Origin of the sequence: Phenylobacterium sp. (genome assembly GCF_036264965.1) — a bacterium.
Classification (GTDB): domain Bacteria; phylum Pseudomonadota; class Alphaproteobacteria; order Caulobacterales; family Caulobacteraceae; genus Phenylobacterium.
In genome coordinates this window covers 1-21,766 of sequence record NZ_DATAPY010000086.1, presented here as the reverse complement: position 1 = coordinate 21,766, position 21,766 = coordinate 1, and the positions used below count along the sequence as shown (strand labels likewise).

Annotated in this window: 18 protein-coding genes and 3 pseudogenes; 11 read left to right on the top strand and 10 right to left on the bottom strand. The window is 67.3% G+C overall.

Going from position 1 to position 21,766, the window contains the following annotated elements; all coding sequences use genetic code 11:
* Window positions 1–24: 24 nt before the first annotated feature.
* Window positions 25–846, bottom strand: coding sequence for a transporter (locus VHS75_RS10870; protein ID WP_329638634.1), 822 nt, complete (start codon window positions 844–846; stop codon window positions 25–27).
* 111 nt (window positions 847–957) lie between these two features.
* Between VHS75_RS10870 and rlmN the strand changes: the two genes are divergently transcribed.
* Window positions 958–2,130 (top strand): 23S rRNA (adenine(2503)-C(2))-methyltransferase RlmN, encoded by a 1,173-nt coding sequence (rlmN, locus tag VHS75_RS10865; protein ID WP_329638633.1) that lies wholly within the window; start codon window positions 958–960, stop codon window positions 2,128–2,130.
* Here the strand turns inward: rlmN and VHS75_RS10860 are convergent.
* Window positions 2,124–3,299, bottom strand: a complete 1,176-nt coding sequence (locus VHS75_RS10860; protein ID WP_329638632.1) for an FAD-dependent monooxygenase — start codon at window positions 3,297–3,299, stop codon at window positions 2,124–2,126. The genes rlmN and VHS75_RS10860 overlap by 7 nt on opposite strands.
* A gap of 89 nt (window positions 3,300–3,388) precedes the next feature.
* On the opposite strand from VHS75_RS10860, the gene VHS75_RS10855 reads away from it, so the two are divergent.
* The 3 genes from VHS75_RS10855 (at window position 3,389) to VHS75_RS10845 (ending at window position 5,309) form a co-directional block, all read left to right on the top strand.
* Window positions 3,389–3,967, top strand: coding sequence for a TetR/AcrR family transcriptional regulator (locus VHS75_RS10855; RefSeq protein ID WP_329638631.1), 579 nt, complete (start codon window positions 3,389–3,391; stop codon window positions 3,965–3,967).
* A gap of 66 nt (window positions 3,968–4,033) precedes the next feature.
* Window positions 4,034–4,462, top strand: a complete 429-nt coding sequence (locus VHS75_RS10850) for a DUF350 domain-containing protein (RefSeq protein ID WP_329638630.1) — start codon at window positions 4,034–4,036, stop codon at window positions 4,460–4,462.
* Between the two features lie 19 nt (window positions 4,463–4,481).
* Window positions 4,482–5,309 (top strand): serine protease, encoded by an 828-nt coding sequence (locus tag VHS75_RS10845; RefSeq protein WP_329638629.1) that lies wholly within the window; start codon window positions 4,482–4,484, stop codon window positions 5,307–5,309.
* Window positions 5,310–5,448: 139 nt separating this feature from the next.
* On the opposite strand, the gene VHS75_RS10840 is transcribed toward VHS75_RS10845, so the two are convergent.
* The 3 genes from VHS75_RS10840 to VHS75_RS10830 are packed head-to-tail and all read right to left on the bottom strand — an operon-like array spanning window position 5,449 to window position 8,812.
* Window positions 5,449–6,789, bottom strand: coding sequence for an AmpG family muropeptide MFS transporter (locus tag VHS75_RS10840; RefSeq protein WP_329638628.1), 1,341 nt, complete (start codon window positions 6,787–6,789; stop codon window positions 5,449–5,451).
* 34 nt (window positions 6,790–6,823) lie between these two features.
* Window positions 6,824–8,374, bottom strand: coding sequence for a response regulator (locus VHS75_RS10835; RefSeq protein ID WP_329638627.1), 1,551 nt, complete (start codon window positions 8,372–8,374; stop codon window positions 6,824–6,826).
* A 57-nt stretch (window positions 8,375–8,431) separates the two neighbouring features.
* Window positions 8,432–8,812 (bottom strand): helix-turn-helix transcriptional regulator, encoded by a 381-nt coding sequence (locus VHS75_RS10830; protein ID WP_329638626.1) that lies wholly within the window; start codon window positions 8,810–8,812, stop codon window positions 8,432–8,434.
* A gap of 96 nt (window positions 8,813–8,908) precedes the next feature.
* Here VHS75_RS10830 and VHS75_RS23095 point away from each other — a divergent pair.
* The 4 genes and pseudogenes from VHS75_RS23095 to VHS75_RS10810 form a co-directional block, all read left to right on the top strand.
* A pseudogene (locus VHS75_RS23095) lies at window positions 8,909–9,055 on the top strand (LuxR C-terminal-related transcriptional regulator); the annotation flags it as partial.
* 181 nt (window positions 9,056–9,236) lie between these two features.
* Window positions 9,237–9,575: a hypothetical protein gene (locus tag VHS75_RS10820; RefSeq protein ID WP_329638624.1), complete on the top strand. Its 339-nt coding sequence runs from the start codon at window positions 9,237–9,239 to the stop codon at window positions 9,573–9,575.
* 194 nt (window positions 9,576–9,769) lie between these two features.
* Entirely contained in the window at window positions 9,770–10,147 is a 378-nt protein-coding gene (locus VHS75_RS10815) for a hypothetical protein (RefSeq protein ID WP_329638623.1), read from the top strand.
* A 67-nt stretch (window positions 10,148–10,214) separates the two neighbouring features.
* The gene (locus VHS75_RS10810) at window positions 10,215–10,685 is read left to right on the top strand and encodes a hypothetical protein (RefSeq protein WP_329638622.1); all 471 of its coding nucleotides are present in this window, start codon (window positions 10,215–10,217) and stop codon (window positions 10,683–10,685) included.
* On the opposite strand, the pseudogene VHS75_RS10805 reads toward VHS75_RS10810, so the two are convergent.
* From VHS75_RS10805 to VHS75_RS10795, 3 genes and pseudogenes are all read right to left on the bottom strand, one after another.
* Window positions 10,631–11,152, bottom strand: a pseudogene (locus tag VHS75_RS10805) (ATP-binding protein); the annotation flags it as partial. The gene VHS75_RS10810 and the pseudogene VHS75_RS10805 sit on opposite strands and share 55 nt — an antisense overlap.
* Window positions 11,153–12,143: 991 nt before the next feature.
* Entirely contained in the window at window positions 12,144–16,121 is a 3,978-nt protein-coding gene (locus tag VHS75_RS10800) for an RHS repeat-associated core domain-containing protein (protein ID WP_329638621.1), read from the bottom strand.
* A 558-nt stretch (window positions 16,122–16,679) separates the two neighbouring features.
* Complete coding sequence (locus VHS75_RS10795; protein ID WP_329638620.1) at window positions 16,680–17,084, bottom strand: hypothetical protein; 405 nt, start codon at window positions 17,082–17,084, stop codon at window positions 16,680–16,682.
* 1,018 nt (window positions 17,085–18,102) lie between these two features.
* Between VHS75_RS10795 and VHS75_RS10790 the strand changes: the two genes are divergently transcribed.
* Window positions 18,103–18,723 (top strand): hypothetical protein, encoded by a 621-nt coding sequence (locus tag VHS75_RS10790; RefSeq protein WP_329638619.1) that lies wholly within the window; start codon window positions 18,103–18,105, stop codon window positions 18,721–18,723.
* Window positions 18,724–18,727: 4 nt separating this feature from the next.
* On the opposite strand, the gene VHS75_RS23090 is transcribed toward VHS75_RS10790, so the two are convergent.
* Both VHS75_RS23090 and VHS75_RS10785 read right to left on the bottom strand, forming a co-directional pair.
* The gene (locus VHS75_RS23090) at window positions 18,728–19,168 is read right to left on the bottom strand and encodes a helix-turn-helix domain-containing protein (protein WP_414694286.1); all 441 of its coding nucleotides are present in this window, start codon (window positions 19,166–19,168) and stop codon (window positions 18,728–18,730) included.
* A gap of 13 nt (window positions 19,169–19,181) precedes the next feature.
* Window positions 19,182–19,745 (bottom strand): annotated as a pseudogene (locus VHS75_RS10785) (ATP-binding protein); the annotation flags it as partial.
* Between the two features lie 222 nt (window positions 19,746–19,967).
* Here VHS75_RS10785 and istA point away from each other — a divergent pair.
* Window positions 19,968–21,476 carry an IS21 family transposase gene (istA, locus tag VHS75_RS10780; RefSeq protein ID WP_414694285.1) on the top strand — a complete coding sequence of 503 codons (1,509 nt, stop codon included), beginning with the start codon at window positions 19,968–19,970 and terminating at the stop codon, window positions 21,474–21,476.
* Window positions 21,477–21,487: 11 nt separating this feature from the next.
* The coding region (locus VHS75_RS10775) for an ATP-binding protein (protein WP_329638617.1) at window positions 21,488–21,766 on the top strand (279 nt) is incomplete at its 3' end.

The window sequence follows — 21,766 nt, the reverse complement described above, 5'->3', positions numbered from 1 at the left end:
AACGGACGTTTGAAAGTCGGCGACTCAGAAGCGGTGTGACAGGCCCACATAGGCCTCGGCGTCGGGGGTCTGGCGGTTGAGGCCGAAATAGACGCCGGCGTCGAGCTGGGTGTTTTCGCCGATCATCCGCGCGGCCGTGAAGTCGGCGCTGGCCTGGTAGGTGCGGCGCTGCGGGTCGTCGTCGACCTCGCCCCAAGCCTCGATGCCGAGCGTGGTTTTGTCAAAGGCGCGGCTGACGCCGACCGGGAGTGACCAGCTGAGGTGCGTTCCGCCGCCGCTGGCGTTGCGGACCACGTCCACCTCCGGCGTCAGGCCGAGACCGAGGTCCTTGCTGAGTGGAACCGCAACGGGAAGGCGCGCCCCGCCAGTCCAGCCGCCAGCGCCCAGGCCATGAGTGGCCGTGGGCGCAGTGACAAAGCCTTGGATGGAGACCTGGACGCCGTCGCTGCCGGGTGCGGTCAGGGCGTGGCGCAGGCCCACGGTGAGGTCGCCGGTTCCGGTGACATCGGCGGCGCCGCGTTGATGGTCGATGATCAGCGGCGCCCAGCTCGCCTCGACTTCCAGGCTGGGGGTGAGGCCGACGCGGAGCTCGCCGGCGCTCACCGTGTAGAGGGTCTGATGCAGACCGTTGCTATGTTGGAACACGGCGTCGGCGAGGCCCACCTCGAGCTGCGCGTGACCCGTATCGAGAATGCAGGGCGGCGTCGCCTTCCCGGGCCGGTCGGCGCACAGGTCGCCCACGGCCGCCGTCGCGGAGGCGTCGGCCGGAGCCTGGGTCTGGGCTTGCGCCGGGAACACCGGCAGGGCCAGCAGGGCGAGGATCGTGAAGGCGGCGAGACGTTTCATGGCCAAGGCCTAGCTTGCGCCCACCAATCGCCGGTTAACAGCCGCCCGCGATTTGGCCCGCGTTCACGTCTCGCCTATATAGCGGGACCTCCAGACAGGAAGCTTGTCCCCTTGGGCGTGACCCTCGACCTTTCGCGTGCGCCGGCTCGCGCCGCCGTGAAGCCCAACCTCTCGGGGCTGACGCGGGCTGAGCTTGCCGCCGCCCTGATCGCGGCCGAGGTCGTGCGCCCGGAAAAGGCGCGGATGCGCGCGACCCAGCTGTGGCGCTGGATCCACCACTACGGCGTCACCGACTTCGCCGCGATGAGCGACGTGGCCAAGGAGATGCGCGCCGGCCTCGCCGAGGCCTTCACCATCGCCCGGCCGGAGGTCGTCGAGCGCCAGGTCTCCAAGGACGGCACCCGCAAGTGGCTGATCCGCACCGCGCCGGGCATCGAGATCGAGACGGTCTACATCCCCGACGTCGGCCGCTCCGGCGCGCTGTGCGTCTCCAGCCAGGTGGGCTGCACGCTCAACTGCACCTTCTGCCATACCGGCACCCAGGCCCTGGTGCGCAACCTGACCGCCGCTGAGATCGTGGCCCAGGTGCAGGTGGCTCGCGACGACCTCGGCGAATGGCCTTCGCCCAAGGAGGACCGCAAGCTCTCCAACATCGTCTTCATGGGCATGGGCGAGCCGCTCTACAATCTGGACCACGTGGCCGCGGCCATCGACATCATCGCCGATGGCGAGGGCATCGCCATCTCGCGCCGGCGGATCACGGTTTCCACGTCGGGCGTCGTGCCGGAGCTGATCCCACTGGGCGAGCGCACCCAGGCCATGCTCGCCATCTCGCTGCACGCCACCAACGATGCGTTGCGCGAAACGCTGGTGCCGCTCAACAAGAAGTACCCGCTGGCCGAGCTGATGGCCGGCATCCGCGCCTTCCCAGGCCTGTCCAACACCAAGCGGGTGACCTTCGAGTACGTCATGCTGAAGGGCGTCAACGACAGCCCGGCCGAGGCCAAGGCCCTGGTCCAGCTGCTGAAGGGCATTCCGGCCAAGATCAACCTGATCCCGTTCAATCCGTGGCCGGGCAGCCCTTATGAGTGCTCCGACTGGGGGACCATCGAGACCTTCGCCGCGATCCTCAACCGCGGCGGCTACGCCTCGCCGATCCGCACGCCCCGGGGCCGCGACATCCTGGCCGCCTGCGGCCAGCTGAAGAGCGAGAGCGAGAAGGTCCGCGCCAGCGCCCGGCGCAAGGCGGCGGTCGAAACGCCTGCCGAGACGCCGGCTCAGTAGTCTTCCAGCACGATGGCTTCGGCCGTCTTGCGGGGGATGTCGGCCAGCATGCCATTCCACGGCGTCATCGGCAGGGTGCGGTAGAGCAGGTCGCGGCGCCACAGCTTCCAGCGCTGTATCGGGGCGACCCAGTCGCCGGCGCCCTCAGCCATCTTCTGCGAACGGGTGACGTAGGGCCGCATGCGGCGCTCATAGGCGGCGAAGGCCGCTTCGTGGTCGCCGCCCGCCCGCCTCAATTCGCCCGCCAGCACATAGGCGCCGACGACGGCCAGGCCGGTGCCCGCGCCCGACCACGGCGAGGGGCAGTAGCCCGCATCGCCGACCAGAGTGACACGGCTTGCCGACCAGCGATCGAGCCGCACCTGGCTGACGGAGTCGAAGTAGAGGTCCGGTGCGTCCGGCATGGCCTTAAGGATGCTGGCCGTCTCCCACTTCATGCCGCCGAACCGCTCGCGCAGGATCGCCTCCTGCTCGGCGCGGCCGCGGCGCCTGGGCGGCAGGTCCGGGGTGGCGAAGGAGAATGCCGCCTTGGCCTCGGTGTTGTCGCGCGCGGCGTACATGCCCGCCGACAGGCCGGGTTCGTTGTAGAAGACGCCGGTCCGGTCGAGACCCAGGAGGTTCGGCGTCGTGAAGATCGCCACGTGATAGCCGAACTCGTAGAGCGCGCCCGCCTCGCAGAAGGCGCGGGCCCGGACGCCGGAGTGCAGCCCGTCGGCGCCGACCACCAGATCGAACCGCCGCGGCGCGCCGGACGCGAAGGTCACCTCGACGCCGCGCTCGTCCTGCTGCAACGCCGCGATGGAATCGCCGAAGATGTACTCTGCGTCCTGGGCGGTGGCGTCGAACAGGATGCGGCCCAGGTCGCCGCGCAGGATCTCCACATCGCCGGACATGAAGTCGGCCGGCAGGCTGGAACGCACCCGCCCGGCGGCATCGACATAAGACATTGCGCCCATGTGGGTCTGCTGGCGGCGGATCTCGTCCAGCAGGCCCATCCGGGCCAGCAGGTCCAGGTGGACGCGACCGCGGAAGTCGACCGCATAGCCGCCGTCGCGAAGGCCCGGCGCCTGCTCGACGATCGTCGGCCTGAAGCCATGGCGGGCCAGCCAGAAAGCCAGGGCCGGACCGGCGATCCCGGCGCCGGATATCAGGATATTGGGGTTCTTCACGACCAGCTCCCGCACGACGGCGGCGAGTCATACATATGTCTAAGACATATGTACAAGACAATCGTCCTGGCCCTTGCTAAGCCGCGCCCATGAGCAATCGCGACGACCTGATGGCGGCGGCCAAGCAATGCCTGCGGGAGAAGGGCTTCACGCGCACGACCGCGCGGGACCTGGCGGCCGTCTCCGGGGTCAGCCTGGCCGCGATCGGCTACCACTTCGGGTCCAAGGAGGCGTTGCTCTCCCAGGCGATGATCGAGGCGACAGCGGAGTGGGTCGGCGAACTCGAGACAGCGCTCGCCAGCGAGATCGATCCCAACGCGCCGCTCGCGATCCGGTTCGAGACCGTCTGGACGCGGATCCTTGAGGTCGCCACGGCCAACCGCCAGCTCTGGGCGGCCAATTTCGAGGTCTCGCCCTACATCGACGCCATGCCCGAGGTCCGCGAGGTGATGGCCGCGGCCCAGGAGAAGGCGCGCGAGGGGCTGGCGGAGCTGTTCCAGGGGGCGGTGCGGCCCGACGATCCGGCCGCCAACCGCGCCGTGGGCGCCTTCCACTACGCCCTGATGACCGGCGTCCTCGCCCAGTGGCTGATCGATCCGGAGCGCGCGCCGAGCGCCAGGGACCTGACCCAGGCGCTCAGGATCATCGCTGCCGACGTCGCGGGCTAGAGGCGCTTTCCAGAAGCCCGGCGCCACGTGCTATCGAGGGCGACCGTCCCCCGGAGCCGCCCGACCATGACCACGCCCCTCCAGTCGCCGGAAATCCAAGCCTTCGCCACGGGCTTCCCGATCACCCTGCTGCACGCCGGGGTGACGGTGGCCATCCTGTTCGCGGCCGCCGCCCTCTACGTCATGCTGACCCCGCACAAGGAGATCCGGCTGATCCGCGACGGCAATACCTCTGCCGCCGTGTCGCTGGGCGGCGTGCTGGTCGGTCTGGCCATACCGCTGGCGGTGTCGCTGAAGGCCTCGACCACCCTCATCGAGCTGGCGCTGTGGGGTGTCGCCATCACTCTCGTGCAGCTGCTGGTCTTCCGGCTGGTCGACCTGATCCTGCACGGCCTGCCCAAGCGCATCCAGGACGACGAGATGGCCGCAGCGGCCATGCTGGTGGGCGCCAAGATCGCCACCGCCCTGATCCTGGCCGCCGCGGTCTCCGGCTAGGCCAAGAGCCGGCGTCTCCATGCATTTCCCCCGGCTGCCCGACTGGCTGATCTACGCCGCGGTGGTGGTCGCCCTGCTGTTGGCCGCGGTTGGCCGCCAGGAACGCGCCGACGCCCCGCCGGCCCCGCCGCCGACGACGGAGGCGGAGGGCGCGGCGCTGGGCCCGGCCTCGCCCTTCGATCCCGCGGTGGTGGTGGAGGTCTCCGGCAAGACCGAGGCCGGCGCCGGCACCGCCTTCTCGATCGCCTCGACCGGCGTCTGGATCACCGCGCGCCATGTGGTCGAGGGCTGCTCCCAGGCGGCGATCGTCGTGTCGCCGGGCCGCGGCGTGGCCGCCGCCGTGCGCATCGATCCCAGCGCCGAGACCGCGATCCTGACCACCGAGGGCGGCGCCGCGCCCCTGCCGCTCGGCCTCAGCCAGCGCTTGCGGCGGGGCGAACGGGCCTTCCACGTGGGGTTCCCGCAGGGCAGGCCGGGCGAGGCCAGTTCGCGCCTGCTGGGTCGCGAGAACCTGGTGGTGCAGGGGCGCGGCGCGCGCACCGAGCCGGTGCTGGTTTGGGCCGAGACCGGCCGCACCGATGGACTGAAGGGCACCTTGGGCGGGCTCTCCGGTGCGCCGGCGCTGGACGCCCAGGGCCGTGTCATCGGCGTGACCATCGCCGAGGCGCCGCGCCGCGGCCGCATCTACACGACCTCGCCCGAGACCACCGCCAGGACCCTGGCGGCCAGTGGGCGCAGGCTCGCCGATAGCCCCGGCGTGCCGATCACCGCCGACAACTACGGACGGGTCGCCGACGATCTGCGCCGCAATCTGCGCGTCGCCCAGGTGGTCTGCCTGACCGCCTAGGGTCCACGCGGAATTCCTCGACTTTTGGCCGCGCCGAGCTTACCGTGAACACAACAAGAACATCAGCTCTTTGACATGTGAAGGATGGCAGCGGGCACATGCAACACCCCCTGCCATCGCAACATCTTGAGGCTGGGCCCTAGACGGTCTCGGGCCGCCGGGTCCGCCGCGCCAGCAGCAGGACGAGCAAGATCGGCGGTATGGCCGTCAGGCCCGTCCCGATCCAGGCGGTGGCGTAGGCGCCCATAAGGCCCTGGGCGTGGGACAGGCCATCGACCACCTCCCCGGAAAAGCCCTTCAGGAACTTGCCGAGGAAGGCGTAGGTCGAGGACAGCAGGGCGTACTGGGTGGCGGTGTAACCGAGGCTGGTGAGGCTCGACATGTAGGCGATGAGCGCCACCCCGGCGAAGGACTGCGCGAACTGGTCCAGAGCCATGACGGCGGTGAACAGGCCAAGATCGTGGTTGACTGTGAGCAGGGCGAACGACGCCGTGCCCAGACCCTGCAGGATCGACCCGGTGACCAGGGCTCGGAACAGGCCGAACCGCACGGCGAAAAGGCCGGAGGCGGCGGTGCCGACGAAGGCTCCAAACAGGCCGGTCGGGAACCGGACGGCCGCCACGGCGTCCTTCGAGAACCCCAGGTCATGATAGAAGGGGTTGTACATCGGCCCCATCAGGAAGTCGGGCAGGCGGTAGGCGGCGATGGCGACCAGCATCAGCAGGCCCAGGCCCTTGTGGGTCGCGAAGAAGTCCACGAAGGGACCCACCACCGCGTCGAAGAAGCCGCGCGGGGTCCAGAGCGGCGCCTTGCTCTGCATCACGGCCTCGGCGCGGACGGGCTCGAAGGCGAACAGGCTGGCGGTGAAACCGATCCCCATCAGCACCGCCATGGCGACATAGGAGGCGGGCCATCCGAAGTGCTGGGCCCCCGCGATGATGGCGGCGTCGGCGACGATGATCGCGATCCGATAGCCGATATTGGCGGCTGCGGTGAGCAGGCCGATCTCGTCAGGGCCGTCCGCCGCCTCGATCCGCCAGGCGTCGATGACGATGTCCTGGGTGGCGGAGGCGAAGGCCACCATCACGGCGAAAGCGACGATCGTCGCCAGACCCGGCTTGACCCCGACCATAGCCATGCCAACGAGGCCGGCGGCGACGACGATCTGGGACAGCAGCATCCAGCCCCGCCGCCGCCCCAGGCGGCCGAGCAGGGGCACATCCACCCGGTCGACGATCGGCGCCCAGAACGGCTTGAACACATAGGCAAGGCCCGCCCAGGAGGCGAAGCCGATCAGCTTGAGGCTAGTCCCCTCGTCGCGCAGCCAATAGCCGAGGGTGTTCTGGGAGAGTAGGAAGGGCAGGCCCGAGGCGAAGCCCAGCGCCAGCATCACCGCGACCTTGGGCTGCCGCAGCTCGCGCAGAACGTCCATCGCTGTGCGTTTCTTGCGCGGCGCGTTGCGGGCTGCGTCCGTGCTCATTCCGGCTCCGGCGATTCGCCGGGGCCGCCCGGCGTCAGCCGACCTTGGCGCGCCTGAGGGCTTCGGTCCAGCCCGGTCCGGTCCAGCGGGTCAGGGTGGCGCGAAGCGCGTCCGGCGACATCGGCTTGACGAGGAAGTCGTTCATGCCGGCGGCCAGGCAGGCGTGTCGGTCGTCCTCGAAGGCGTTGGCGGTCAGCGCCACGATCGGGGTCTCGACGCCGAGGTCGCGCAGGGCGCGGGCGGTCTCGACGCCGGTCAGGCCCGGCATGCGCATGTCCATCAGGATCAGGTCATAGGACCCGACCTTAACCGCAGCGATGGCTTCGCCGCCGCCGCTGGCGTGGTCGATCTCACAGCCCTCGCGGGCCAGTAGCGCGCGGGCCAGGAGCGCATTGATCGGATTGTCCTCGACCAGCAGCACCCGCTTGCCCGGGGCCGCGGCGGTGGCGATCCGCTCGTCCTCGGCGGCCGCCGAGGACGCCTGCTCCGCGCCCGCGGCGATCAGCACCCGCTCGGCCAGGGAGGCGCGGCGCAGGGGCTTGATCAGATAGCCCGCAAAGCCGGAGCGGCGGTAGCGGCCGATCAGGGCGCGCTCGTCCGGCGCCAGCAGGATGATGGCCCGACGCTCCGGTGGGCGGCGCAACAGGCGCGCGCCAGTGGCCAGCGCGTGGTCCACCAGGATCACGTCGCCAAACTGAGTGTGGGCGATCAGCCCGTCGATGTCGGCGGCGGCGACCGGCTGGCCTTTGCAGGCCTCGATCTGCCGCCAGGCCGCCTCGCGGACCATCGGATTGGCCGAAGCCACCCCGACCTGGCGTCCGGCCAGCGTGGCGACCTGCATCGGCGCCGCGGCCGGGCGGAAGGCGGCCTCGAACCAGAAGCAGGACCCGCCGCCGGCTCTCGCCTCGACGCCGACCTCGCCGTCCATGGCGAGCGCCAGGCGCCGCGCGATCGCCAGACCCAGACCTGCGCCGCCCATATGGGCGTGGGCCGGATCGGCCTGGGCGAAGGCTTCGAAGATGCGCTCGCGCTGTGCGGCGGTGACGCCCGGGCCGGTGTCCTCGACGGTGAACCGCAGCCGGCCGCGCTCGCCCGCGACCACGCTCATCAGGACGCCGCCGGTTTCGGTGAACTTCACCGCGTTGCCGGCGAAGTTGAGTAGGATCTGGCGCAGACGGCCATCGTCGGCGCGGATCGCGCCGGGGACCGACGGCGCGGCCCAGGCGATCTCGATGTTCTTTTCGCGCGCCCGGGGCGACAGCAGTTCGCAGACGCCGCGCAACAGGGCGTCGACCTCGACATCGCCCAGATGCAGGTCGACCTTGCCGGCGCCCAGCTTGGCGAAGTCCAGCACGTCGTTGACCAGGGTCAGCAGGTGTTCGCCGGAATCCCGGATGGCGGCGGCGTAGGCGCGCTGCTCGGCGGTCAGGCGTGTGCCCTCCAGCAGGCGGGACATGCCCAGCACGCCGTTCAGCGGGGTGCGGAACTCGTGGCTGAGCGACGCCAGCTGCTCGGCGCTGATCTGAGCGCGGCGCGGCCTGCGTTCGGCGAGCGGGCGTGCGGGCCTTAGGGGCTGTCTACGCATGGCGTCTGCGATAGCCGCAAACGCCTTAACGGTCGGTCAAGCGGCCGGGGCGGGGCTCTAGCCGACCGCCATCTCGCGCGCCAGGGCCAGCAGGGCCAGCCGGGTTCGCGGGTCGGGAATGGCGTTGAACGCCTGCAGGATCTCCAGCGCGCCAGGGCGCGCCAGGGCGCGGAATACGTCGTCGTCGTCTTCGCGGCCGGAAACCTCTTCTCCCACCAGCCAGGCGATGGAGGTGTTCAGGGCCTGGGCCGCCGTGAGCAGCGTTGAGGCGGCCACCCGATTCGCCCCGCGTTCGTACTTCTGGACCTGCTGGAAGCTGACCCCGAGCCGGTCCGCCAGATCGCTTTGCGAGAGGCCCAGTTGCCGCCGCCGCGTTCGCAGGCGCGCGCCGATGATCAGCTCCAACTGGGCGGTGCGGCCGGGGTCGGGGGTGTCCATCGCGGCGCCTCCAATGCGTCACAGTGTAGCTGATCGCCGTTTGGGGCACGCGTTAAAGTAGACGCGAGCGGCAAGTCATCGTTAACTGCTAGCGCCATGCGAGCACGCGACATCATCGTCGAAGATCCGGTGGGACTGCTCACGCCGCGTGAACGCGAATGCCTGCGTCTGGTCGATCAGCACCTGTCTTCCAAGCAGATCGCCCGCGAACTCGGCATGTCGAAGACTTCCGTCGATACCTATTGCGATCGCGCGCGCCGCAAGCTGGGCGTCGAGGACCGCTACGCGGCCGCGCGCCTGGCGCGCCAACTGGATGTCGATGCGCCCGTTAACCATGTCCTGACTGGATCAGGACAGGACGCGATCAGGACAGACGCCGGCGTCAACCTCTGGCCCGATGAGGGGGCAACAGAGGGGGCGGCCCATGGGCGACTGGCAGAACTTCGACAACCGAGCGGTGATCGGCAAGGCCTTGCGGCTGCGTCGGGAGATCGACGACTTCGAGGCGCGCTGGCCGGTTCCGGCGGCCAGGGAGGAAGCGCTCCCGCCCTTTACCTGGGCGCAATTGGAGCGGCAGCTCGTCGATCTGGCGGCGACCCCGGCGCAGGCCAAGATGGTCCAGCACCTGGTGTCGGGCACCCGGAAGCTGGCCCCGTTCAAGCCTTCGGAAATGGTCCTGCGGGAGATCCTCTGCATGACCTGGGTTCTCCTCGACGAGAACTTCAAGTCGGAAGCCGACGCTGGCTCGGCCGAAACGATCTAAGTCCCGTCGCTCGACTAGGGGCGATCGTGGCGATCGCGGTCATCACGGCTCTCGCTTTCGGGGGCATGCTGGCCGGGCTCCACGCCCTCTCGGACCTCGGGCGAACTTTTTTCCGGGCCTGAACCGGACCGAAACCATACCTCGATTAAACCCCTAGGCGCGCGTCGCAGCCCGACGCGCGCAGGAGAGACCTCATGCTCAAGCAACGCCGCATGGTCGCCGAACAAGTCGCCGCCGCCCTGTTCGAGGCCGAAACCGCCATCGACAACGCGCTCGCCAAAACCGCCGCCCTCACCGGCGTCATGCCTTCGCTGCGCAAGCAGGTCGGCGCCTCGGCCCTGATCGGCCAGGACGCCGTCGAGCGCGCCAGCCAGGCGATCATGGCGCTCGCCGACGCCCGCCGCGCCATCGTGGAGACCCACAAGGAGCTCTCGATCGTCCAGACCCAGATCGGCCTCGGCGCCGTGACGATGACCGACCCGGGCACCGGCGGGAAGCCGCCGCCGTCCTTCGCCTCCGCCGAAGAGGTCCAGGTCGGCCGTCGCGCGCTGCGGGCCGTCCGCGCCGCCTAAACCCCATTCCGCCCAAGCGGGCGGTCTGTCAGATTGGACCCTCGGCTCGTTCCGAGGGTCCTTTTCTTTGCATCTGACCAGCTATCAGCTGCCGCCGTGGGTCGGGCTGGCGATCACCGTGGTCGTCTGCGGCGGCGCGTTCTGGAAAGGCGAGCGGGAAGAACAGGTGGCGGGAGCCGGGCTGCTCCTCAGCCTGTTGGTGACCGTGGTGCTCCGCGACCCCAGATGGCTGGGCCCCCAGTGGGGCGCATTTATCGCCGACGCCTGCCTGCTGGTGCTGCTCGCCGCGATCGCGCTGCGCAGCCGTCGCTACTGGCCGCTGTTCGCCGCCGCTTTTCAATTGCTGTGTGTTGGGGTCCACGTGGCCCGCCTGGTCGATCCCGGCGTTCGGGCCTGGGCCTATGCGACGGGTGAGGTCATCTTCAGCCAGTGGGTGTTCTTCGCCGTCGGCATCGGCGTCATCAACACCTGGCGCGCCGGCCGTCAGCCGGCCATCAGCGGACTTCCGACCGCCGACCCGGGCGCCACGCGCCGGTAGATCAGGGCCTCGGCCACATGGACGCGGCGCACTGCGTCAGCGCCTTCCAGGTCAGCGATGGTGCGGGCGAGCCTCAGGGTGCGCACCCAGCCGCGGGCGGTGAGGCCGCCGGCCTCGGCGGCTCGGGTCAGGAGCGCGCGGGCCGGGGCGTCGAGCCCGGCGATGGTCTCCAGCCATTCCCCATCGGCGCGGGCGTTCAACGCCGCGGCGCCGTCGCCGCCATGCGCCGCACGCTCACCGGCCAGCCCGCGGGCCTCAGCCACACGCGCGGCGGCTTCCGCCGTGCCCTCCGCCGGCGCCGGCAGGGCCAGATCGGCGGCGGTGACTGGCGGGACCTCCACCTGAAGGTCGATGCGGTCCATCAGCGGGCCGGAGATGCGGCCCTGGTAATCGCTCTGGCAGCGCGGCGCGCGGCCGCAGGCCCCACGGCCGGGGCCTCCGACTCCACAGCGGCATGCGTGCGTTGCCTTTCCAGCACGATATTCGACGAAGTCGTATATCCCACCCACAGGAACAATGGCCGTCGTCATTGCACATTGGCTTTTGATCCATCGAACAGCACACATGAAAGCCGTCAACGTCAGCAGCGAAGCCGCCACAAGAGCCAATATAGCTAGCGAGAATTGGGCGCAGCTTCTGGTGATTGACGATGGACTGCAGATATTCTGTCGACTGCACATGGCTTGATTGCCGAGAAGTCGCAGCCTGCTTGACCGGAGATGACCGCAGGGAAGCTGCGCGCGCTTCTTGATGCGTTGTGCAAGCTTGTCGCGAACTATCGGGAAGAGCAGCCGGATAGATTGCTCGTGCAACGTCCCTGAAATCCCCGACGTCTAGCTCGCGATAGAATTTCCATCGTCACGGCACCTTGCATCAGGTCCCCCGATGTTCAGCAGCTAAGCTCTCGGGCGGCTGGCAGTGACGACAAACGCGATTGCAGTCGCCGACCCCACGGAGCCGAATTGGGCGACATTGAGAACTAGTCGCCACCATCCGCTCTGCGTCAGCGCGCTGCCGCTGAAGTAGCCGAGTGGACCCGAGGTTCCGTCGCCCAATGGAACCGCAGACACAGCCGCGGCCAGTAGTCCGCTAATAGCGAATCCGAGTGCCGAGGCGGCGAATGGGCTGGGAGGGCGCCAATTCTTCACCCGCAGAAGGCGCAGGATTGGCGTAGCGATGATCAGTTCAAAAGCCAGACATACAAAAAAAAGGAGCATCGCCGTATCGAGGGCGCCAATGGCCTGGAACCCGATACTTTCACCCGCACCGCCTCCAGCCGACAGCCCCCTTAGGAAATCGGTTATCGCTCCGACGCTTGCGCCAGCTGTGGCCCCGGCGGCGTAAGCTAAGGCGACGAAGGGCGCAGATCTGATTTCCGGACGCCCGAGATTAGGTCTTGGATTCAAATCAGCCATACTACATTGCTCTCTCAAGGAAATTACTGCGGATGAACAGCAATCAATGAAAGTCATTCGGGATCATGCTGCGGAAACCGAATTCGGCGACGATAGAGTCGGGTGTTTTACCGTACCAAGGAAGAGTTGAGAGACATTTAGAAACGGCGTGATCGCATTGTTGAACTCCAGGGTTGTTTCGTTGTGGCAGAATCAAGCACATCTTCCGGCTGTCGGAGTTATACACTTGATGGATACAACGGTCATGCTTCTCATAGCAGGCGTCCTGCCTATTCCTCGGGGCGTGATAATCACGATCACCCGGCTTAGGGAGGTAGTCTGCGGCTTCATTTAACCACTGGCCATTCGCCCAACCAGGTCCGCCCCAATTTCCGAAATACCAGAACTTCAGTGTCCCTTCGGGATCGACCGCATTCAGCGGGTCCCCATCCACATAGCCATAGACGTTCTGTCCGGCCTCGATCCCGAGTGTATCGGCCTCGATGTACCGCCCCAGGCTGGTGTCGTAGTCGCGGTTCCAGTTTTGGCTGATGGCAACGCCTGTCTCAGATTGCGCGAACTGGCCCGGCAGCCGGAAATCCAGATCCGGCCCGGTAGCGAAGACCTGCGCCGCCCCGAACGGTTCGACAAAGGCGTCCCAGACATCCACCTGGCTGGCGTCCGTCATTGTCTGGGGTTCTTCCAGCTGGCCGGTATGGACGTAGTAGGTCGCGGGTGAAACACCCGTGGAGTCGATCATCGCGACCGGCATGTCGTCCAGCCAGATGTACTCGCGCAGCACCGCCCCGGTCGCGCCGTTGTGCTCGGCCAGCAGGTGGCCAGCCTCGTCGAAGATGTAGTGGGTTTGCACGCTCGGCGTGCCCGGGATCGTCCGCCAGACCCGTTGGCCCTTGAAGTCGTAGCCGTAGTTGCCCGCGTCGAGGCCCACGTTGACGTCGATCAGCCGTTTGCGGGCGTCGTAGGTGTAGTTGTAGGTCGCCCCTGAGGTCACTGCATCCTGCGAGAGGTCGCCGCCGGTCCGGTAGGTCAGCGTCCGCAGCGTCGATCCGCCCCCGTCGTGGACCTGGGCGACCTGATTGCTGCCCGACGCCAGGATTGGCGTTTCGTGCGTGGTCGTTCCGGCGATCGTGCGCGCCTTGTCGGTCCGGTTGCCGGCCGCGTCATAGGTGTAGGTGTCGGCGCCCCACGGCCCGGTCGCAGAGTTGAGCCGGCTAGAGTCGGTGTAGCCGTAGGTCGCGCCGCGGCCGCTTGAGGCGTTGTCGGTGACGCTAATCAGTGCGCCGTTCGCATCACGCCCGAAGCTGAGGTCCAGCCGCGTCACCCCCAGACCGCCCGTCACCTGTGTCCGGCTGATCCAATAGTTGGCGTCATAGGTCCGCGTCAGGTTCAGCCCATTGCCATAGGCCAGGCTCTGGAGTGGCCCAAACGGCAGGTAGGTGACGCTCGATGCGACCGTCGCGGCCGTCGAGGTCGGCGTCGCCAGGGTCGTGATGCCCGTGACCAAGCCGTCGGCCGCGCGCGTGTAGGTGATCGTCCGACCCGACGGCAGGGTGATCTGGGTCACCTTGCCGTTGGCGTCATAGGCATAGCCGACCGCATAGCTCTCGGCCTGGATCGTCTTGGCGTCACCGATCACCCGGCCCTGGGCGTCGTAGGTGTGGCCGGTCGACCCTGACTCCTCGGACACGCTCGTCAGCCGTCCGACCCCGGCGTTACCACTGGCGGTCGCATCATAGGTGTAGGTGATCGCTTCCGCCGAGTGGCCGGGATAGCTCGACCCCGTCAGGCGGCCGGCGACGTCGTAGGCGTAGTCGACCTCGACGCTGTCGCCGTCCACCACCTTGGTCAGGTGATCGGCCGCGTCGTACCAATAGGTCAGCGTCCCGCGGTCCGGGCTGGCCTCACGGATCGTCCGTCCGAAGCCGTCGACCACGCGGGCCGTGTCCAGGTTCCGCCCGTCCTTGTGGTCGTTCAAGGTGTCGGTGGGATCATAGGCGTAGTGGACGGTGTGGCTCTCCGGGTCGGTCTGCACGATCACCCGGTTCAGCGCGTCGAAGGTCGCGCCATAGACCTTGCTGCGCGCATCGGTGGACTGCACCGGATTGTCGAGCTTGTCGTAGGCGAAGGTCCACGTCTGTGACCCGGCGCCGATCTGCTGCAGCATCCGGCCGAGCTCGTCATAGGTCGCCGTCTCCTGCTGGGTCAGGGTCGACGAGGCGTCCTTGGTCTGCGCCGTCAGCCGGTCGCCGTTGGCGTCATAGGTGAAGGCCTGGGTCTGGCCGCGGTCATTGGTGACCAGCGTCAGCCGCCGCGCGTCATTGTACGTGTACTGGAGGTAGCCGCCGCCCGGCAGGGTGATCTGCGCGATGTCACCGGCGTTGGTGTAGGCGAACTGGTACTCCGACTGGCTCGCCCCAGGGTTCACGGTCGCCGTCGCGACCCGGTCGTCGAGGTCATAGGTCAGCGTCGTAGTGACGCCGTTCTGATCGACGATGGTCGTGGGCTTGCCCCGCCCGTTGCGCGCCGTGACCGAGGTCACGTGGGTCAGCGGATCGGTCACGCTCGTGAGGAAGCCGCTGGTGTCATAGGCGTAGGTGGTCACCCCGCTGATCGGGTTGGTCACCGTCTGCAGCAGCCCTGCCGTCGTATAGGTGTAGGTCCACGTCTGCGTCCGCCCGCCAGTCGAATAGGGCGACGTGAAGCTGGTGGTGTCGATCACCACCTTGGTCAGCACATTGCCGTTCGTATCGAAGGTGTAGTTGGTGGTGCGAGTCGGCTCGGTCACCTGGCTCGGCAGTGAGAAAGTGGTGTTCCAGGTCGTGGCGATCGTCCGCGCCTGCGTGGTCCCGTAGGCTTCCGTGCGGCTGGTCTCGTAACCCGAGGTGTAGGTGTAATGGGTGACGTTGCCGTTCTCGTCGGTCTCGCTCGTTAGGTAGCCGTTCGAGTCATACGTGAAGCCTTTCGTCGAGGCCGGGGTGTGCGTTGACGCCGCCCCCGCAACCTGGGTCGGCAAGATCGCGTAGTTGTAGGCCGCAAAGGTAGTGACCGTCTGCTTGCCCAGCGCGTCGGTCACGGTCCGGGTCATAGCGGTGTCGTTGTAGGAGACCGTGGTCAGATCCGCTCCGCCCGCGTGCGAGGAGCTAGTCACCCGCGCATTGGCGTCGTCGTAGGTCCAGGTGGTGCTTCGAACGCCGCGTTCGTCGGTGATGCCGGTGAGGGCGTTCGGGAAGACCGTATCCTCGTAGTGGTAGGTCACGGCGCGACTGTTGGTTCCCTGCGTCCGCGTCACTGACGTGAGATTCTGCGCGGACAAGCCGCTCACCGTCGTAACCGAAGAGTAGGCGTAGTCGACACCAATTCCGTCCGGGAAGGCGATGTGGGTAACGTTGCCGCCCGTCCAAGTGACCGTCGCCGTCCGGCCCAGGTCGTCGGTGATCGTCTGCAGCACGCCGCCGGCGCTGTAGTTGAAGGTCAGCGTGTGGCCGCCGATCTCCTTGATGCTGGTGATCACCGCCGGATGGCCTGAGACCAGCTGCGTGAAGTTGTTGACCTCGCCCTCGGCTGAGGTCCACGTCCACGTGGTGGAAGTCGGGTGCGTGAGGGTGTCGCGGCGTCCGCCCGTATATGGCGACAACCCCGCGAAGAGATAGAACCCGTTGCCCTCCAGCAGGACCGTGTCGTAGTAGCCGGAGGAGTCGACTAGCTGGCGGTCGATCATCGAACTCCAGTTCATGCCGAAGCTTGAGCCTGTCAGGCCGGAGCCCGTCGGCGCCGCTGAAATCGCTGCGTTGCTGGGCGAAGGGCTCTGGAATGAATATTGGCGGGTGAACGCCAACGGATGGGGCCCGGCAGTCTCGAAATCCGTTGCCGCCTCGATGAGATCTCCGGTCGACAAATCTATTGGATCGCCCGCCTGCGAACAGGCCTTACACTGCGATGGTGCGGCGCTGGGTCTAAATTGCTTGTTTCGAAAGCATCCAGAAATTGATGGGTGATATCCGTACGCACAAGACAAATACATGGTAACGTCATACTGAGCGATGCCTCCAGCGTAGAAACTGCCCCAGCAATCAGCTGTAATCGAGCCGTTACCTTGAACAGTATAGCCGCCTAGATACATGCTTCCATAAAGCGGCCCCCAACTTTGGCAGACTGCATCTAAGCTGGCATTCTGACCTCCATTTCCCTGGCAACTGCCGGCGTTTTGAAGCACCGGAAACCAGCAACCGGAGTACCAACTGCCCGTCTGGGCGTGCGCCGGCAGCGGCGCCGCGGCGGAAAGGACGATCATCGGCGCGATGACCAAGGCCGCGAGTCCGGTCAGGCCGAAAGCGCTGCGGAGCGCCATGAGGACCCTGGTCAGCGTCAATCGGATTCGAAGGGTAGACATTCGCAGCGAGGCGATCCGCCAGAAGACGCCCATGCGCGGCCGTCCAGGCCAAACCGCAAGCGAACCCATCGCACACCCGCCCCGCGCCTACGCCGCGCTCAGGGACTGTAGGAATGCTCGCGTTAGTTGTTCAACCTCAGATCGGTGACGCCCGCTTCACAACTTCTTGTAGTAAATCTCGCGGTCACCCTAACGCCTTCGATCCGCCCCCGAACCGGTGAAAACTGCCGGACGAATGCCCGAAAAATCCACGTCCATCGCGACAAGACCGCCCCGCGGCGCAGCGCCCGTGTAAGGCCCGCACTGCAAAGCCGCCTGCACCACCTTGTCGGCTTCCGCGCGGGCCTCGGCGGTTAGCAGTGGCAGCGACGAGTCGATCACCGGTGCGGCCACCAGAGCGCCGTGAGGCCCGATCTTCAGGATGAGACGCTGCGCGGCCAAGCGAGGACGCACATCGGCCGGGAGGCACTTCGCGATCTGGTTTAGAAGCTCGCTCGGCGCGGCCGGATCTCCCCCCACAGCGTCATTCGCCCCTCGGCGTTCGTCGTCATCCTTTGCTGCGAGACGCGCGGTCCCGTCGGCCGACCAGGCCACCGTCTGCGCCTTGGACCCCACAGAGGACGATTGCTTTTCCTCGGCTTGAAGGAGGGATTTCGCTGACTGGCCTGCGTCGGTCGGCGGAGCTGCACTAAGGGCAGTCGAAGGCGCGGGCGCTGGCGCTGTGACCATCGCGTCCATCGGCGGAGCATGAGGCGCCGCCGTTCCGAGGGAGGCGTCGCTCACCAGGATCACGTCAATGCCGGCGCCCTGAAAAGGCCCCGCCACGCCCGGCGATCCTGGCCGCGCGCCACGCAGAATGAGCGCAAGAACGAGGAGGTGAAGCAGGGCCGAAGTCCCCGCCGCGGAGGCTTGCCTCCGGGATTTCCACACCGAACGCCGGATCATCGCGGTACGCCGACTGCTGCTACCCGCGCTAAATGACTCGATCATGGGTTGTTATTGCAAGCTGAGACTTCCGCGCGCGGCCACCAGGTACAATGTACGTAGCTCGGCGCACGTCGTGTGATCGTCCGACCGCAGGTCGGGCCGCACTGCGTCCTGACTTGCGCAATCGGCAAGCGCACTACCCCGAAACGACGGAACGAAGCAACCGGGGCGCATCCGGACGAGCTGCGCTTAGCACCCGCCGAATTCGGTGGGTGTCCCTTTGTCCGGGGACGGCGGGACGCTCTTCGTAAGCGCCCGGTCACAACCCGCTCGACGTTTCGGGCCATCCGCTGCCCACGGCGCGATCTTCGGGCTCAGCTGTCCAAGTGCAGCGGGAGCAGCCGGCTGGGGTTGGCTTTGTGGATCGCGACCAGCTCGGCGAGGTGCTCGATGCCGGCGTCAGTAAAGGCGACGGTGGGGACTCGATCCGACGCAGAACATCGAAGAGACCTTCAGTGATCTTTTCGACCGAGGGGAAACGGCCAAGCTTCGAGAACTTGAAGACCGGACAGAAGCCTATTTCTGCACCCTCCGCCTGCCAGATCACCCCACAATTTATGATCATCTGATCCTCTCGCTTCAGGGAAAGGACATCATAGCGACGTTCAACTGGGACCCGCTCTTAGTGGAAGCCTACGGCCGCAATGTTGGCCAGGTGCGCTCCATGCCTAACCTAGCGTTTCTCCACGGGAACCTTAGCGTGGGCTACTGTGCGAAGGACGATGTTGTCGGGGTGGCCGGTCTCCGGTGCCGCCGGTGCGGCGATCCCTTCGAGGTCTCGAAGCTTCTCTACCCAGTCCGAGAAAAGGACTACGCGTCCGATCCGGGCATAGCCCGGCAATGGCGAGAACTGAGGCGCGGCTTCAAATCGGCCTTCATGATCACCGTCTTCGGATACAGCGCGCCGAAGACCGATGTGGCGGCAGTGGCGGCGATGAAGGAGGCCTGGGGAACGCCTGACGACCGGAGCATGGAACAGACCTCGTTCATCACCATCCAAGACGAAGACGAGGTCCGAGAAGCGTGGCGCCCGTTCATTCACTCGCACCACTACGAGGTGCACGCCAACTTCTATGACTCCTGGCTCGCCAACCATCCACGGCGAACCGGCGAGGCCTATCTCAGCCAATACATCGACGCGAAGTTCATCCCTGATAACCCGATCCCGAAGGACCTCGATTTTCCCGAGCTGTGGCAGTGGTACGATCAGTTCCGTGCAGCCGAGGTGGCCAAGGGCGGTAGCTAGCCCGCTATCGCACATCGGCCGGAAACCGAGTTTTGATGGGGACGCCCAGGAACCTCTCGACGGCTTCGGCCGTGCGGTGGGTTAACTTCCACTCGCCCCGCTCCCATCGGGTCCACGTGCCCTCGTAGACGCCGATCTCCGCCGCGACAGCACTGATCGAGAGGCCTCGACGCCGCCGCTCCGCAGCGTGGGCTTCAGCTAGCGTACTCGGCTCAGGCCAGGGCTCGTATCCCAGGAACTGGATGATCGCCGGATAGAACTCGACGGATGGCAGGCGTCCCTTCTGCTCCCACTTGAGCACGGACCAGAGATTCGCGCCGAGGCGTTCGGCAACCTCGCTCTGGGTCAGGTCCAACTCTCGCCGCCTGCGCCGCAATCGCGCGCCCAGGCTTTCGCACTCGTCGCGCTCGCACTCGGGCTTGCGGGCCTTCAGGTGGAGCGGCACGCCGGGTGAGAGAAAAAGCAACGCACCCGCACGGATTCATCGCCGCCACGAGCTGGACCCGAGCCGGGTATCGGACGTGGGCGTTGGCGCGGGCCACGATCACCTCGCCGGTCTCCAGCGGCTGGCGCAGGCTGTCCAGCGCCTGGGCGCTGAACTCCGGCAGCTCGTCCAGGAACAGCACCCCGTTGTGCGCCAGGTTGACCTCGCCGGGCTTGGCCTTCAGCCCGCCGCCGGTCAGCGCCGCCATGCTGGCCGAGTGGTGGGGCGCGCGGAACGGCCGGGCGCGGGTGAGCTCGCCCTTGGCGATCAGCCCAGCCACCGAGTGGATCATCGAGGTCTCGAGCAGCTCCTCCGGCGTCAGCGGCGGCAAGAGCCCTGGCAGGCGCGCGACCATCATCGACTTTCCCGACCCGGGCGGCCCCACGAACGCCAGGTTGTGGCCGCCGGCCGCGGCGATCTCCAGCGCCCGCTTGGCGTTCTCCTGGCCCTTGACCTCGCGCAGGTCCGGCTGCCGCTCGGCGTCGCGCATCGGCCCCGGCTTCGGGGCCGACAGGATCTGGGTCCCGCGGAAGTGGTGCGAATTCCGATTGAAGCCGGCCATGGATTCCGACGCGAAGCCGGCCAGGGTTCCGAGCTGAAGCCGGCCACCGTACCGATTTGAATCCGGCCACCATTCCGAAATGAAGCCGGCCACCTGGCCGGAGATTTCTGGAGGCCTGTGCGGGTCAGCAACCGAGGCATGAGCCTTTCCCTCTGACGAGGATGGAGGGGTGCGATGCCGGCCAGGAGATTGCTGACCATGAGACAGCTAAGGCGGGCGCTGCGCCTGCATCACGATGGCGCGGCGACGCGTGATATTGGCCGGGTGCTGGGGGTGGCGCGCAGCACCGTGCAGGACGCGCTGAAGCGGGCGGCGGCGGCGAAGCTGCCCTGGCCGTTGCCGGAGGATCTGACCGACGAGGTTCTGGAGGCGCGGCTCTTCGTGCGGGCCGGGGCCGCGGCTGGCGCGCGCCGGCGGCCGGAGCCGGACTGGGGGGTGCTGGTCCGCGAGCTGAAACGGCCGGGCGTCAACATGATGATCCTGTGGGACGAGTACCGACAGGTCTGGCCGGACGGCTATGGCTACTCGCGGTTCTGCGATCTGTTGCGCGGCTTCCAGCAGCGGCTGTCACCGGTGATGCGGCAGCACCACGTGGCGGGTGACAAGCTGTTCGTCGACTACTCGGGCAAACGGCTGGGGATCACCGATCCGATAACCGGCGAGGTGCGGCTGGCGGAGATCTTCGTCGCGGTGCTGGGGGCCTCCAACTACACGTTTGCCGAGGCGACCTGGACCCAGACGCTGCCGGACTGGATCGGCTCGCACGTGCGGCTGCTCAGACATCTGGGCGGGGCGCCTCGGCTGCTGGTCCCCGACAACCTGAAGAGCGGGGTCAACAAGGCCTCGTTCTACGATCCGGAGATCAACCGCAGCTACGGCCGGATGGCCGCCTACTACGAGGTGGGCGTGCTTCCAACGCGGCCGCGCAAACCGAAGGACAAGGCCAAGGTCGAGGCCGGTGTGCGCTTCGCGCAGAGCTACATCCTGGGCCGGCTACGGCATCAGACCTTCTTCTCCCTGGACGAGGCCAACGCGGCGATCGCCGAGGTGATGGCGCGGATGAACAGCCGGCCGATGCGCCGGCTTGGGGTGAGCCGGTCTGACCTGCTGGAGAGCCTGGATCGTCCGGCGATGTCGGCCTTGCCGGCGGTCGATTACGAGTATGCCGAGTGGCGTCTGGCCCGCGTCGGGCTGGACTATCACATCGAGATCGAGGGCTTCTTCTACTCGGTGCCGCACGCCCTGATCCGCGAGCAGGTGGACAGCCGCACCACCACGCGGACGGTCGAGATCTTCCACCGCGGCCGGCGTGTCGCCGCCCATCAGCGGCGTTACGGCGGTCGTCGCCATGGCACTGACGTGGAGCACATGCCGAGCGCCCATCGGGCCTATGCCGAGTGGACGCCGGAACGCTTCCGCAGCTGGGGGGCTGAGATCGGTCCGCAGACCGAGGGCCTGATCGTCGCGATCCTGTCCAATCGACCTCAACCCGAGCAGGCCTTCCGGACCTGCATGGGCGTGCTGCGGCTCTGTGGGCCGCTGGGCCAGGACCGCGCCGAGAGCGTCTCGGCCAGGGCCATCGCGGTCGGCGCGCTGAACTACAAAAGCATCGCCTCGATCATCGCCCACAACCTCGATCGCCCCGCGCCCGTGGAGGCCAGCGTGGTCGCCCACGCCAACGTCCGCGGCCGCGGCTACTTCCACTGAAAGGACTCCCCATGCTGACCCACCCAACCTTGGATCTTCTCCACGACCTTGGCCTCCCAGGCATGGCCAAGGGCTTCCAAAGCCTGCACGCCCAGCCTGAAGCCCGCGGCCTCGAACACGCCGAATGGCTGGGGCTGCTGCTCGACCACGAGCTGACGCTGCGGCGGCAAAAGCGCTTCGAACTGCGCGCCAGAGCCGCGCGTCTGCGTCACGACGCCAGCCTCGAGGATATCGACTACCAGGCCGCGCGCGGCCTGGACCGCAGCCTCTTCCTCAAGCTGGGATCCTGC